Source organism: Pseudomonas sp. S2_C11, from assembly GCF_054668395.1.
In genome coordinates this window covers 1,462,085-1,476,158 of record NZ_CP162765.1, presented here as the reverse complement: position 1 = coordinate 1,476,158, position 14,074 = coordinate 1,462,085, and the positions used below count along the sequence as shown (strand labels likewise).

The following is a 14,074-nucleotide window of genomic DNA, read 5'->3' as shown; positions in this document are numbered from 1 at the left end:
ACGAAAGTCCCCTTTTTTGTGGGCGGGATTTTGGTAACCAGTATCGACTACCGGCACAAACCTTGTAGGAGTGAGCCTGCTCGCGATGGCGGTGGGTCAGTCAATGACGATGTCGGCTGACACGAAGCTATCGCGAGCAGGCTCGCTCCCACAGGGATTCGGGTGATGACCTGGATGTGTGGCGTGACGCCGATCAACTGTGGGAGCGAGCCTGCTCGCGAAAGCGGTGTGTCAGGCACTGGAGATATTGGATGTGCCGGACCATTCGCGAGCAGGCTCGCTCCCACAGACCAGCGCTTACTCGGTAATCTTCTCGAAGTTGCGATAGAACATGTCCCCTTCCCGGCTATCCGTCATCGAGTGCAGTTGATAGCTGCGGCTCAGTCTGGCGCCGCCATCTCGGGTCAGTGGCGCCCAGACCAGGTTGGCGCGGCGCATGGTCGACATGCTCATCATTTCGTCGAACGGGATCGACAGGTACAGGCCCTTGTCGAAACTACCTTCGCCATATTCGGCGCTGCTGGCCGTGGTGATGGTTGCCCAGGCACCGACCCGCACACCATTGAAGAACTCACGCGAGATGTCCACGGTCGTGCCCCAATCGCCGGCCAGATAGCGACCGACACTGACCGCCGCCAGCGTGTCGAACGGCAGGTCGGTATAGCCGGTGATATGCCCGGTCACTACCGAGTAATCGCGCAAGGCAAAGCCCTGATCGAAATCACGCTGGCGCACCCAGTTCAGATCCGCGCCCAGCGACCAGCGCTCGCCGGTCGGGCGGAACAACACTTCCGCGCCGACGCCGGCAAACATCGACTCCAGATAGCCGCCGTACACCATGCCGTAGAGATCCTTGTCCAACTGCTCGGCATGGCTGAGCTGAAACAACGGCATGGTCGTGTTTGACGTGGTCAGGTACTGGCGCAAATCCGTGCGCACGCGGGGCAAACCGCTCGGTGCGTCGTAGACGAATTTGTCGAAGTTGTTAACCAGGTTGGCGCTGAGCAAACCGCTCCACCAGGTGTTGCGGTTGAAGCGATATTCCGCGTCCGCATCGGCACTGAATTGATAGAGCAAACCATCCGGGCCGCCGACGTTCTGCTTGAAGCCCAGACCCACGCCATAGCTGAAATGCTGCGGCGCTTCGGTGTAGAGGGTTTTTTCGTTGTGCGGCATCGCCGGGTTGACTTCGGTGGTGCGGTGCAGCGCCTCCAAGGGCTCCTCGTTGTTGATCACTTCGCGGAAGGTCTGGCGCGGCAGGCTGGTTTCTTCCAGCGGCAGGTCGTAGCGCTTGTTGACCACGGTAAACCAGTCGATGTCGTCGTTGACGCTGTTGTCGAGAATCCGGCTCGCGCGGCCAACGGCTTTGGACGAATGGAAATACCGCTGCTGCTCGCCGTAGACGATCAGTTCGGAATCGCGCTGACTGATGCGCTCGACCTTGTACCCGGCGTTCTGCTGCAAACGCCGCGACACATCGGCCCAGTTGACCTGTTCCATCGAGGTCGTCGGCGCCTTCGCCGGCAGCGGTTCGGGAGTCGGATCGTAAGTCTTGGCCGGCGCTTTGCGGCTGACGAAATTGGTGTGAAAGGTCACGCCGAACATCGCCGTATTGCCCCGTTCCCAGGCAGCGCTCAGATCGATCGAATCGGTCACCTTGAACACCGCGCCAAGGTTGATCGGCGAGTCCTGTTTGATCTCGTTGTCCTTCGGCTCGTTCTTGTAGTCGTTGCCTTCGAATTCCAGCTTCAGGCTCAGCCGATCCCACGGCGTCTGGTAGCTCACGCCACCGAACAGAGAAGGCTTGCCACGAAAGTACGAGCCGGAGTTGACGTCGCCGGTGCCTTCCAGCGCCGGTCGCGTATCGAAGCGATTGCTGACGTAGCCCAGCGGGTTGTCGAAGTCGCCGCGATTACCGATGTAGCCCCAGGCGATGCCGGCGCTGAAATCGAAATTGTCGAAGCGCTTGTTGGCGACGAAGAATTCGCTGGAGAACAAACCGGTACCACCGATATCTCGAAAGCCCAGCGCCACTTCCGGCGCCCAGTGGCTTTCCTGCCACAGGCGCACTTTGGCGTCGACCGCCTTGTCCTTGTAGCTTTGACTGCCGCTGAGGGCCTCCGAGCCGTAGGGCCGGTTGGTGATCGCGGTGTAGCGAAACGAACCTTCGAGCCAGTCCAGCGGTTGCAACGACACGCTGTAGCGGCTGTACGGGTCGGTGCGGTTGGCGTTGACGCTCAGCTCGCCGGCCGGGGCCATGCGCGCCGTTGGCGTCTGCAACAGACCGGTGCCACCGAAGTCATTCTGGGTGATGCGCGGCTCGGCGTGGGCCAGACCGCAGGGCAATAACAACACAGCTGCAAAACGTAACTTCAACGAACCACCTCGGCCAGCTGCGTGGCAATGAATTCGGCCAACTGCTGATTCAATTCAGGAAGAGGCGGATCAAGATCATCATTTTTTATCGGTACCAGAATCCTGCTGCCGGCCACCGGAAACTGCCCGGACTCGCGATTCCAGTGCGCGATGCCGACGCGCCGCGACACGCCGTTGGGCTGGATCAGCCACAGGTAATCGGCCTCGGCATCGTCGAGAATCGAGCAGCCTTCGAGATATTCGCGGGCCTCCTGCAATGGCTGGTACGGCAAGTGACATGGCTCGGTGACCGCGCCCAGCACCTGCACTTCATCAACCCGTTTCGGATAGATCAGCCGATCGCCGTCATCCAAGCGAATGTTGCGCGCGAAGCCGACTTCCACCGCCACCGGATCGAGGTCAGCGATCTGCCGTCCGGTCACTGGCATTTGTCGGATTTCTTCAGCAATGCGCTGTGCCAATGCCGCGCGGCTTGGCCGATCAAACAGCGTCGCCATGCGTTGCAGCACCTCGAGATCGAACAACACGCCGACCTTGAGCCGTGTCTGTTCCTCGACCAGCGACTGGCGCAACAAGCCGCCCGCCAGCCAATAGCCTTCGGCATTGGGCACGGCTTCGCTGATCACATCGAACAGGCGTCCACCCGGCGGCAATGCAATCGGCCCGGGATTGGCGACGTCGCCGGACACGATGACGGCGGCCTGACTCGCCCCAGCGATCAGCAAAAGACCCGCAGCCAAAATGCTTAAGCGCTTCACGGCAGATGCCTGCGGTCAGGAGTCAGCTGAACCAGCTTGACGCGCAATTGCGAGGTCAGCTGTTGCTCGCTCTGCAGAATGAAACCGTCGCGCGGGTCGACCCAGTAACGGTTGGTCGCGCTGAGGCCGATGGCTGGCGCGTCAATCTGTTCATCGACGCGCAGCACCGAGTAAGCCTTGTCGAGAATCTCCAGGGTCTCGGTGGAACGGCGGGAAAAGCGGCTGTTGACGATCACGCCGACTTCCTGGCCCTTGTACAGATCGATCCAGCGCCGTGTGGTGAAACCATCGGCGACGTGATGCAGACCGTGTTTGAACGGCGAATCATCGGCCAGCCGTGTGCCATCCAGATCACCTTGCAGACCGAGGCCGATGCTGCGCACGGCGAGGCCATCGCGCAGCAGCAAAACCTGCTTGCCGGAGGCGACCCAGAATTGCAGGTCTTCACGCTCGCGCACCAGCGCCAGCACGCCTGAGCCGGATGGCGTGGTCAGTTTCAGTTGCGGGTAGTTGACCCCGGCGACCTCAGCCGCTGTCACATCAACCTCGTCGGGGCCGACGACGGCGGCCTTGAGGTTGTTCAGCGACGCGCTCATCAGAGGATTGCAGCCGCACAGCAACGAGGCCGCCATCAGGCAGACGCCCACTTTCAATAGGTTCACAGTCGGGCGGCCTTATTTGCTGTTGTTGCTGTATTCGCTCCAGTTCTTCGCTGCCGAAGCCCCGGTGCCGACAATCGACGCCGACGGCACCAACTGGCTGATGAAACGGTTCCAGCGAGTGACGTTGGCCGGGCCGACATAGACGACATCCTGCGGCCGCACCTGGAAGTGCGAAGCCAGTGCCATGGCGGTCGGTGATTCGGCTTCGAGCTGATAGATCTTCGCCGGCTCAACGTCGAGATTTTCCACGCCGCGAATCACGTACACCGCGTTGCCATTGGAACTGGTCTGACTCAGGCCACCGACCGAACCGAGCACGTCGGAAAGATTCATGGTCGCGGTCTTGAAGCTCAGCGCGCGTGGCTGGTTGACTTCGCCCATGACGTAGATGCGCTTGTTGTCGTTGTATGGCAGATACAGCTGATCGCCGCCCTTGAGGTAGACGTTCTGCAGTTCGGAATCCTGCTGATTGAGCGTGTCGAGATTGAGTGGATAGACCCGCCCGTTGCGCGTCAGCAGCAGGCCCGACAAGTCGGCGTTATTGGTGTCGATGCCAGCGGAACCGAGGGCTTCGACCACACTCAGCGGATTGGTCGAAATCGCTTGCGGGCCGGCCTTCGTCACGGCGCCGGTGACCACGACTTTCTGACTGGCGAAGCGCAACACCGCGACGTCGACCTGCGGCTCGGCGATGAATGCCGACAGGCGTTGTTCGATGTCCGCGCGCAGTTGCTGGATGGTCCGGCCGGCGGCCTGGACTTCCTTGATGAACGGGTAATACAGCGTGCCATCGGAGCGCACCAGTCGGCCGTTGGCATCGATCTGTTGTTGCGCGCCGGAGGGGGCGGTGAGCTCCGGGTGATCCCAGACGGTGATGTACAGGACGTCGTTGTTGCCGATGCGATATTCCGCCGGCGTCACCAGCAGCTCCGCCGGCAGTGACTCACGCTTTTGCGTGGCGCGGTTCATGGCGATCAGCTTCGGGGTGATCGGGATCAGCTCGACCCGACTGCTTTCGCTGGCACCCTGGCGGGTGATATCGCTGGTGCTCAGGTACTGGCCGGGGGAAAACATGCAACCTTGCAAAGCGAGACTTGCCAACATTAAAAGATAAACACTACGAGTCATAATGGCACTACGCTATTCAAGGGCGAATCCAAAAAACAAAGTCACCCGACTTGCGTCGGGCGACTCTGTACTGCACTAACAAATGTTCCTGTTAGTTATGCGTGCCGGTTGTACCGGTGGTACCCGTCGTACCGGTGGTACCGCCGTTGGCACTGCCACCGCTGTTGGACGCCGCTACAGCACTGGCAACCATTGCAGTACTGGCCGCGGGCGCTTGCGAAGCCGCCACACTGCCACCTACATTGGTTACCGCTGTCAACGGTGCTTCAGCGGCGGCAGCCCAGTTGCTCAACATCGTCAACAGGGCAACTGCCATCACTTTTTTCATAACAACTCCTTTCTAACATTCGAACTGTTAAAAAACAGATCTGTGTCAGAGCTGGTAGCTTTCAAGTCCGCAAAGAGCGCGAACAAGATCCGTTGTTCTTTCACAGTCCTGTGCAACTGCTAAAGTCGAACGGCAGGTTTATATCTACGGACTTGCAAAAGGCATTGCCAGTGTAATTTCCCGACGTTATCTAACAACCTGACTGAAACTAACATCGGACTAAATGGCCATCACCCTGAATAACCATTGGGATGATTCGACTGCCAGCGCCAAGTGTCGGCAACCATGTCCTGCAAGTTGCGCGTGGCTTTCCAGCCGAGTTCTTTCGCCGCTTTCGAAGCATCGGCAAAACTCTCAGCGATATCACCGGCGCGGCGCGGCATCATCCGGTACGGCACCGGCCGCCCGCAGGCCTGTTCGAAGGCATGTAGCACCTGCAGCACGCTGTAGCCGTCGCCGGTGCCGAGGTTCCAGGTGTGAATGCCGGTGCGCTCGCTGATCGACTGCAACGCTTTCAAATGCCCATCCGCCAGATCGACGACATGAATGTAATCGCGCACGCCGGTGCCATCGGCGGTCGGGTAATCGTTACCGAAGATCGACAGCTCGCGCAGGCTGCCGACCGCAACCTGGCTGATATACGGCACCAGATTGTTCGGGATGCCGTTGGGGTCTTCGCCCATGTGCCCGCTGGCGTGAGCGCCGATCGGATTGAAATAGCGCAGCAGCGCGATACTCCAGCGCGGCTCGGCGAGGCTCAGGTCGCGCAGCACGTTCTCGACGATCAGCTTGGATTGGCCGTAGGGATTGGTCGGATTGCCCGTCGGAAAATCCTCGCGAATCGGCATCTCTTCGGGCTCGCCGTACACCGTTGCCGAGGAACTGAACACCAGCCGGAACACCCCCGCCGCCGCCATCGCCTGGCACAGGGTGATGCTGCCGCCGACGTTGGTTTCGTAGTATTCGAGCGGCTTGCGCACACTCTCGCCCACGGCTTTCAGCCCGGCGAAATGCAGCACGGCGTCGATCTGATGCTCGCGGAAAATCCGGTCGAGCAGCGGCCGATCGCAGACATCGCCGCGAATCATCCATGCACTTTTGCCGCAAATGGCCTCAACGGCGTGGAGTGCTGCATCGCTGCTGTTACAAAGATTATCCAGAACGACAACTTCATAACCTGCTTCAAGCAATGCAAGTGTGGTATGCGAGCCGATATAGCCGGCACCACCCGTTACCAGAATCTTCATAGCGCGGTCCGTCATTGAATAAATACCCGGTAGCGTGTCAAGCCATGCCTGGTGGATATGCGGAGCAATTCACACAAACAGGGCGACAACAACCTCAAACAAATTTAGTTCAACCACTGGCAATAATTATTTTTGCCGGTCAAACTGTTTGACGGGTACTTATTAGCACTCCCTGGATACTTATCACTATCGACGGATACCGACTAAAAATAACTTATAACCAAGTAGTCGACATCTCATAACATTAGCGCTTTTTAACAGCGCAACTAATTGCCAGCAACAACCTGACTCGGGTATTAAAGTAAGCCTTCAATAATCATTGAAACTTGCCGCCACTTTCTGGTGCGCAACCGTCGCCTGTGTTCCATGACTGTCCAGGATACTTTTATGATTCGTAAATGTTTGTTCCCCGCTGCCGGCTACGGCACGCGTTTCTTGCCGGCGACCAAAGCCATGCCGAAAGAGATGCTGCCGATCGTCAACAAGCCGTTGATCGAATACGCCGTTGAAGAAGCACGGGACGCTGGCCTGCAACACATGGCCATCGTCACCGGCCGGGGCAAGCGCGCGCTGGAAGACCACTTCGACATCAGCTACGAACTCGAGCACCAGATCCGTGGCACCGAGAAAGAGAAATTCCTCGCCGGCACCCGCGAGCTGATCGACACCTGCACCTTCTCCTACACCCGTCAGGTGGAAATGAAAGGCCTTGGGCATGCGATCCTCAGCGGCCGCCCATTGATTGGCGACGAGCCGTTTGCCGTGGTGCTGGCTGACGACCTGTGCCTGAACCTCGAAGGCGACGGCGTGCTGTCGCAGATGATCCAGCTGTACAGGAAATTCCGCTGCTCGATCGTCGCCATCCAGGAAGTCCCCGCCGACCAGACTCACAAGTACGGCGTGATTGCCGGTGAGCTGATTTCCGAGGGCATCTACCGGGTCAACAACATGGTGGAAAAACCGGCGCCGCAGGACGCGCCGTCGAACCTGGCGATCATCGGGCGCTACATCCTCACCCCGGACATCTTCGACCTGATTGCCGACACTGAACCGGGCAAGGGCGGCGAAATCCAGATCACCGACGCACTGATGAAACAGGCGCAGAACGGCTGCGTGCTGGCCTACAAATTCAAAGGCCTGCGCTTCGATTGCGGCGATGCCGAGGGTTACTTGCAGGCGACCAATTTCTGCTACGACAACGTGTACCTCAAAGGCCGCTGAGACGGCTTTTCTCTCCCCACAGGCAGGCAACCATGAACATTGCACAACATTCGACAGAGATTGAACGTGAGGTGGGCAACCTCGGGGTGATGAGCTGGTTGTCGCGCCATCAACCGCTGCCCAGCGCCAACGAAACCTGGCTGGGCACGATTCTGCTGGTGGAGCGGATCGGTGTGTTTCCTGCGTCCGGCGATATTCGCCGGCCGCTGCGCGATCCCTATCCGCTGCTCGCGCATCTCAAGGCGCTATATGGCGAACAGGCGCTGGAAATGGATGACGGCGACGGCCTGAAAGTGATTCTCAGCGACTGGCGCTTTCGCGTGCGCATCTGCTGCAACGACCCGGCGATCATCATCAACGTGGAAACCCGTTGTGATGCGCGGTTGATGCCGCGCAAGCTTGACGAACTGCTGGGGCTCATCGACGCCTTCAAGCACGACGCCTGATCACCCGGGCTTCACGCCGATCCATTGTGGGAGCGAGCCTGCTCGCGAAAGCGGCGGCACAGTCAGCATTGATCGTTCCCACGCTCCGCGTGGGAATGCATCCGGTGACGCTCTGCGTCACGCTGCGGAGGGACGCGGAGCGTCCCGGGCGGCATTCCCACGCTCCGCGTGGGAACGATCATGGTGGCGAGTCGTCGCAACCGGTACTCGTACCAGTTATCCAGCCATAAAAATAATCGGCAATCACCTTCCCGCCCGTGGCCGGCAACGGATGAATCTTGTCCGGGCCGATCATCGCGCTGGCGTAGCGTTTGACGTCGGGGCCGAATGCGCATTCCAGGTTGGCAAAACCGAGCTGCTGCTCACGCGCCCACGGCTCGAGCACCTGCGCATAGGCCGACATCGGGTAAGCGCTGGAGCGCGTAGTGTCCTGACGCATGATCAGGTTGATGCTCGCCGCCGGCTGAATCTCGCGGAGCATGCTCACCAGGCCCTGAACGTTTTGCAGGTACTGCGCAGGTTTGACGCCGAAGCCCTGATCGTTGCCGCCGAGCATGATCAGGTACACGTCGGCCGGGATCTTCGACACCACCGCTTTCCACTGCGCCTGCCACTGTGGATCGGCGTGATAGAAATCCGCCGATGCCGCGCCAGAAGCCGCCAGTTTCGACACCCGCACGCCCTGCTGATGGTTACCCAGCCACAGGCCGAACAGCGTCGGCGCGCCCTTCACCACTTCCAGTCTGAATGACCAGTCTGCGGCTGATGGAACGCCCGCTAGCGCGACTTCCTGAACGCCTGAGCCTGCGAGTTTCAACGGTTGCCAGGCTTGCGCGGGCGACCAGCGATAGCGCAGCTCGTCGGATTCGCCATTGGCCAGATACAACAGTTTCGCCTGAGTGACCGTGGTATCGATGCGCGGCGAAGGGCTGGCATCGACTTGCACCCAGGCACCCGGCTTGCCGCTGATCGTGCGACTGTCCGGGCTGGCCTGGCCCAGGTCGGAAACCTTCCAGCCGCCGCCGAAGTATTTGTCGCTGCTGCGGGTGTATTTGAAATGCGTGCCGCCCAGCGCCGCGCCGTGGTTGAAACCGACGTAACCGGGGCCGGCAAAACCCACCTCGGCGGCCACTCGCTGCACCAGTTTGTTCAGGTAGAAATCCTGCCCGGCGGTGTAGCTGTCGCCGATCACCGAAACCGCCAGCACCTTGCCGGTCTTGCCGTCGCGCCACTGCGCAAAGCGCTGGCGGGCATCGTCTACCGTGATGGCCGAGGTGGCGACTGGTTGAGGGGCGTCTACTGGCATCATTGAATATTTCCTTTGTCCGGGATGGCCCCTTCGCAAGCAGGCTCGCTCCCACAAAAGACGCAATTCACACAACCTCTGTGGGAGCGAGCCTGCTCGCGAAGCTTTCAGCTGTTCTGCGTCTGCACCACCGGAGCGACAATCACCGGTGCTTTCCTCTTCGCCGCACGCTCGCCAAGGAACAACACCGAAGTGAAATTGAACCGACTGAACACCATCGCCAACAGCACCGGCCCGAGCAATCCACAACTCAGACCACCGAGCACCAGCAAGCTCTCATCCTTCACGCCGAGGCGCCCGAGAACAAACCGCGAGGTCGCCGCGAACAAAACATGAAAAAGGAAAATCGCATAGGAATATCCACCGAGCCAGGTCAGCGCTTTCGAACGCATGTCACTCGACAGCAACGCAATGCAAGACACGCAACCCACCGTCAAACCGATCAGGCTGCGGCGATCGACAATCAGCTCTCGATCAATCGCCGCGACGTACAGCAACGTCAGCGAGATCAGCACAAACAACAGCGGCCCGATCACTTTGAAACGCTGTTTCAAAACATCGACATTTTCCTGACCGATCATCCCCGCAACAAAAAACGGCAGCAGGTAAATCGCACCGTTGATACCGAACGCATCCAGCGGCAACGGCGGCAGCAGGAACAACACCGCCGCAAACGCAAACAAGCCATACAGCCGCGTCGCCGAACGCAGCAGGCCGCGCCACTCCAGCAGGCCGACGAAGATGAAAATGCTGAACACCGCCTGCAGGAACCAGAAGTGGTTGATCGGTACCCAGAACGACAACAACGCGTCGATCACGCCGACGTCCTTGTTCACCCCCGGACCCACCGCTTGCAGCACCGAGAACGGCACGCCGACGCAGAACAGCGGCACGATCAGCCGCCGCACTTTGCCAGCGAAGAAGGCGGAAAAGTCATTGCCGCGAATCTTGTAGATCGAATAGATGTAGCCGGAGATAAAGGTGAACAGCGGCATGCGCACATACACCATCGAGTCGGCGATGACCCGGAACGGCGAGCCGATGTCGATCTTCAAGCCACCGCCCAGCGGGCCGATGACGTGATAGAGCACCAGCAGCAGGCACGCCAGGCCGCGCAGGGTTTCGATCTCCAGGGATTTTTTCTTGCTCGACATAGAGCACCTGCCTTAAGTGAGAATTCTTGATTCGACCTGCACCGGTTTGTTCGCGCGCAGCATCAAGCCCAGGCCAACGAACAACACCGGCACGACCATGGAGAAGTGGCGGGCAAAGGAGCCGAAGTCCGGCTCGAACAAGCCTTGCACCAACAGAAACGCCAGCGGAATCGCGATCAGTTCCTTGGGTTTGGTCTGGATCGGCGCGCCCTTGTAGTCGGTCGAAGTGATGACCTTGAACAGCAGCAGCGCGGTCATGATCATCAGCGCAACGAAGATCACCTGCCCCGGCCCGGACAGCAGAATCAGCTCAACCGGAAACGACAGGCGGAAGAAAATGATCATCGAGTCCAGTGCCTGGGAGACGAAGTCACTGCCGCTGAGCCACGACACGATGAGCGACTTAGAGCCCTCCTCGCCCGCCGTGCGCAGCTCGTTGTTGCTCGCCCGGATCGATGACACCGGAAAGCCCAGCGCCAGCTGAATGGCCATGGCCACCGCCAGATAAAACAGGAACAGCATCAGAAAGAAGGTGAAGCGCGAGACGTACTTTTTCATCACGCAGACGCCGACCCACGACAGCGAAAACAGAATCCAGTACGGCCGGATCAGCACACCGTAAATCACCGCCGAGAGAAAAAAACCGCCGCGATATTTGCGCGTCAATGCGCTGAGCAGAATGCTCAACACCGCTACCGACACGATGATTTCCTTGGTCAGGTTCTCGAGGAAAAACGAGCGCACGATGCCCCACAGGCACAGGGTGCCGAAGATGGTCAACGGCATGCGCCGGAACACCACTACCGGAATTGCGGTGAGGAAGAAATTGCAGAACATGCCGTAGGCCCAGGCATTGGTCAGGTTGATCCCGGTAGGCCGCAGCAGGAACGCCGAACACTCGTAGGACGAGCGATCCGGTGAGAACGGATTCCAGAAATTGCAGTTGTCGGCACGCGCATATGACGACCACAACGTCATCGCGTCCGGCCCCGGATCGCGTGGCACCAGCAACGGCATCGCCACCGACAGAAATAGTCCGGTGAACAGAATCAGGAAGGAAATCGACGAATCGAATGTGCGCCCACGAAACTCGATGCGCGGCAGCTTCAAGCCCATGACAGCGCAGCCTTTTTCGCTCCGGTGACACGGGTCAACACTGCAATCACACCAAGTTGCACGACGATGGCGAAAACATTGCCCCACGCCGCGCCGTAGATCGAGTAATGCTTGATCAGCACATAGCTGACCGGCACCGAAATCAGCAGACAGATCGCCGCGCTGGCCAGCGACACCCGGCTGTTTTTCGAAGCAATCAAACCGCCCCAGACGATGTCGCCAATCGCCCGCAAAGCGAAGGAAAAGATCAGCACCGCGAGTAGCGCGTTATCGGGACGCGGCACGCTGGCGGCGACGTAATCGAGCAGCACATTGAAAAACACATAGATCGCCACGGCCACAACGGCGGAGACCGCTAGCGAGCGCATCACCCATTTGTTGACGAACAGTTGCTTGACCGTGAATGCCTGCTGATCGGCCTGGAAACGCTTGGCCAGCACCGGAATGCCGACCACCGCCACCACCGCATACGACAACGCCTGCAAAGTGTTGGCCGCCGACCACGCGTACACATATTTACCGAGGCTGGCGTAGGGCTCCAGGTCGATGATCAGAAAGCGCTCGGCGTACTGACTCAGGGCGATCAGACCGGTCCCAAGATAGAACGGCAACCCGGCCTTCCACACCGTCGCGGTGTCCAGCGACGCGGCTTCGCGGCCCTTGTGCACGTTCACCACGATCAAATAACCGGCGATGATTACCATCACGTTGGCGGCGACCCACAGCCACAACACACTGGCGATGCCCGCGACCCAGCCGAGCACCATGCCGCCCACCGCCAATACCGCCCACAGGCCGGTCTTGATGAAGAACAGCAAGGCGCCGGCGGTGGCTTTCTGCGCAGAAAACACGAAGGAATTGATTTCGAACGACAGGTGCTCGGTGAGCAGCACCAGGGTCACGCACAGGATCAGCGTGGCGGTCGCTTCCACCGACTGGAACAGCGAATAGACCAGCACCGTCAGTACCGACAACAACAGCCCCACCGCCAGATACAGCAGCAGAACCTTGTCGACCACCCGCCGCGAGCTGCCGCCGACGCTGATCAAACGGTTGATCTCGGAACTGAAGCCGACGCTGTAGAACTTCGAAGCGATCAGCGAAGCCGCGACCACCACACCGTAAAAACCCAGCGCCTCGTAACCGAGGTAATGGGTGATGGCCAACACCAGCAAGAACTTCGCGCCCAAGGCTCCGCCGCGAAGCAACAGCCGAAATATCATCGAACGACACCCTTGATGATTTCGTCCATGGCCACGGTTTTCGCTTCGATTTCGCGGCAGGTGTCAGTCAGGCGCTTGCCGAAATCCGCCAAGGCATTGGGCGCGTAAACGGTGTTGATGATGGTGTCGACGTCGATGTCGCCGCCATTGATCACCCAGTCCTCGACGCCCATGTCCTGGTAGGCGCCAAAGCCTTTGCGCTCGTAGCTGATGTGATACGCCGGCACGCCGGAGAGCAGCGATTCGATGGCGCCGTGCAGACGCACCGAGATCACCAGATCGGGTTGGTATTTGGCGATGGTTGCCTTCAGCGACAGCAGGTCTTCGTTTATGCCCAGCTCGCGGTAGAACGCGCCGTCATCGTTGCCACGCACCGCGCTCTGTACCGCGCAGACCACTTTGCTTTTGTTCTTCAGACGCTGCAGCAGCAGTTTCAGATTGGCCACGTAAGCGACCTTCTTCTCTTTGCTCCACTCCGGTGGCTTGCGCAGCACCACGCAGACGGTCGCCGGCGACGCGGCGCAGCGGGTGAATTTCGGTTGCTGAAGAATCTTGCTCGCCAGCGACTGCACCGCCAGATCCGGCGCGCGGTAGACGTTTTCGCAAGCATCAAAAATCGCCGAGGAACGGTTGTCACGCACGAACACCGCATCGGCGCTGGCGTAGTGCTCGACAATCTTGCTGCTCTCGCCATGAAATGGGCCGATGCTCTGCGGCAGGTACACCGAAGGCACCTTGCTGAGGATCGCGGTTTCCAGTTGCTTGGCATGGCCGAGCTTCAGCTTGATGTGCTCGAAGGCGCTTTTCGAACGCATGTAGCCGCCGCCGACACCGACGATCAGATCGGTCTTCTTCAGCAGATCAGCGAGCCCGGCATAGGACTGATTGAGAAACACCGCTTGCTTGACCCGCCCCAGACCCTTGGCCGCCATTACCGGCGCGTCGAAACGCGGGTGCGGCAGATAGTTGAACGACTCAGGGTCGGACGCCACGACACTGATCGCGGTGTCGTCACCGAAGTTACGCTGCACCAGAGCAATGGCCAGATCGACGAGCAGACCGTCACCGGAGTTGGACGCACTGTAGCCATGCAAAATCGTTACGTTCAT

General features: G+C 59.5%; 13 protein-coding genes. 2 read left to right on the top strand and 11 right to left on the bottom strand.

What is annotated here, in order from left to right:
* Window positions 1-297: 297 nt before the first annotated feature.
* The 6 genes from AB4N48_RS06800 to galE all read right to left on the bottom strand — a co-directional run bounded on the left by AB4N48_RS06800 (window position 298) and on the right by galE (window position 6,499).
* The gene (locus tag AB4N48_RS06800) at window positions 298-2,376 is read right to left on the bottom strand and encodes a YjbH domain-containing protein (protein ID WP_460094996.1); all 2,079 of its coding nucleotides are present in this window, start codon (window positions 2,374-2,376) and stop codon (window positions 298-300) included.
* Entirely contained in the window at window positions 2,373-3,134 is a 762-nt protein-coding gene (locus tag AB4N48_RS06795; RefSeq protein ID WP_460094995.1) for a capsule biosynthesis GfcC family protein, read from the bottom strand. Before AB4N48_RS06795 ends, AB4N48_RS06800 begins: the two co-directional genes overlap by 4 nt.
* Window positions 3,131-3,796 carry a YjbF family lipoprotein gene (locus AB4N48_RS06790; RefSeq protein WP_024013610.1) on the bottom strand — a complete coding sequence of 222 codons (666 nt, stop codon included), beginning with the start codon at window positions 3,794-3,796 and terminating at the stop codon, window positions 3,131-3,133. Before AB4N48_RS06790 ends, AB4N48_RS06795 begins: the two co-directional genes overlap by 4 nt.
* A 12-nt stretch (window positions 3,797-3,808) precedes the next feature.
* Window positions 3,809-4,924: a polysaccharide biosynthesis/export family protein gene (locus AB4N48_RS06785; protein WP_177180896.1), complete on the bottom strand. Its 1,116-nt coding sequence runs from the start codon at window positions 4,922-4,924 to the stop codon at window positions 3,809-3,811.
* A gap of 91 nt (window positions 4,925-5,015) precedes the next feature.
* Window positions 5,016-5,252, bottom strand: coding sequence for a hypothetical protein (locus tag AB4N48_RS06780; RefSeq protein WP_016775457.1), 237 nt, complete (start codon window positions 5,250-5,252; stop codon window positions 5,016-5,018).
* Window positions 5,253-5,482: 230 nt separating this feature from the next.
* Window positions 5,483-6,499, bottom strand: a complete 1,017-nt coding sequence (galE, locus tag AB4N48_RS06775; RefSeq protein WP_073471420.1) for a UDP-glucose 4-epimerase GalE — start codon at window positions 6,497-6,499, stop codon at window positions 5,483-5,485.
* Between the two features lie 387 nt (window positions 6,500-6,886).
* On the opposite strand from galE, the gene galU reads away from it, so the two are divergent.
* Complete coding sequence (gene galU / locus AB4N48_RS06770) at window positions 6,887-7,720, top strand: UTP--glucose-1-phosphate uridylyltransferase GalU (RefSeq protein WP_041477294.1); 834 nt, start codon at window positions 6,887-6,889, stop codon at window positions 7,718-7,720.
* A gap of 32 nt (window positions 7,721-7,752) precedes the next feature.
* Entirely contained in the window at window positions 7,753-8,166 is a 414-nt protein-coding gene (locus tag AB4N48_RS06765; protein ID WP_150634839.1) for a mannose-1-phosphate guanylyltransferase, read from the top strand.
* Window positions 8,167-8,344: 178 nt separating this feature from the next.
* Here the strand turns inward: AB4N48_RS06765 and AB4N48_RS06760 are convergent, their stop codons facing one another.
* The 5 genes from AB4N48_RS06760 to AB4N48_RS06740 all read right to left on the bottom strand — a co-directional run bounded on the left by AB4N48_RS06760 (window position 8,345) and on the right by AB4N48_RS06740 (window position 14,074).
* Window positions 8,345-9,475: an SGNH/GDSL hydrolase family protein gene (locus AB4N48_RS06760; RefSeq protein WP_460094994.1), complete on the bottom strand. Its 1,131-nt coding sequence runs from the start codon at window positions 9,473-9,475 to the stop codon at window positions 8,345-8,347.
* Window positions 9,476-9,579: 104 nt separating this feature from the next.
* Complete coding sequence (locus tag AB4N48_RS06755) at window positions 9,580-10,626, bottom strand: acyltransferase family protein (RefSeq protein ID WP_056791464.1); 1,047 nt, start codon at window positions 10,624-10,626, stop codon at window positions 9,580-9,582.
* Between the two features lie 12 nt (window positions 10,627-10,638).
* Window positions 10,639-11,742: a hypothetical protein gene (locus AB4N48_RS06750; RefSeq protein WP_056791467.1), complete on the bottom strand. Its 1,104-nt coding sequence runs from the start codon at window positions 11,740-11,742 to the stop codon at window positions 10,639-10,641.
* Window positions 11,733-12,965: an MATE family efflux transporter gene (locus AB4N48_RS06745; protein ID WP_460094993.1), complete on the bottom strand. Its 1,233-nt coding sequence runs from the start codon at window positions 12,963-12,965 to the stop codon at window positions 11,733-11,735. The genes AB4N48_RS06750 and AB4N48_RS06745 overlap by 10 nt, the downstream gene beginning before the upstream one ends.
* On the bottom strand, window positions 12,962-14,074 hold the full coding sequence (locus tag AB4N48_RS06740; protein ID WP_041477306.1) for a polysaccharide pyruvyl transferase family protein: 1,113 nt from the start codon (window positions 14,072-14,074) through the stop codon (window positions 12,962-12,964). The genes AB4N48_RS06745 and AB4N48_RS06740 overlap by 4 nt, the downstream gene beginning before the upstream one ends.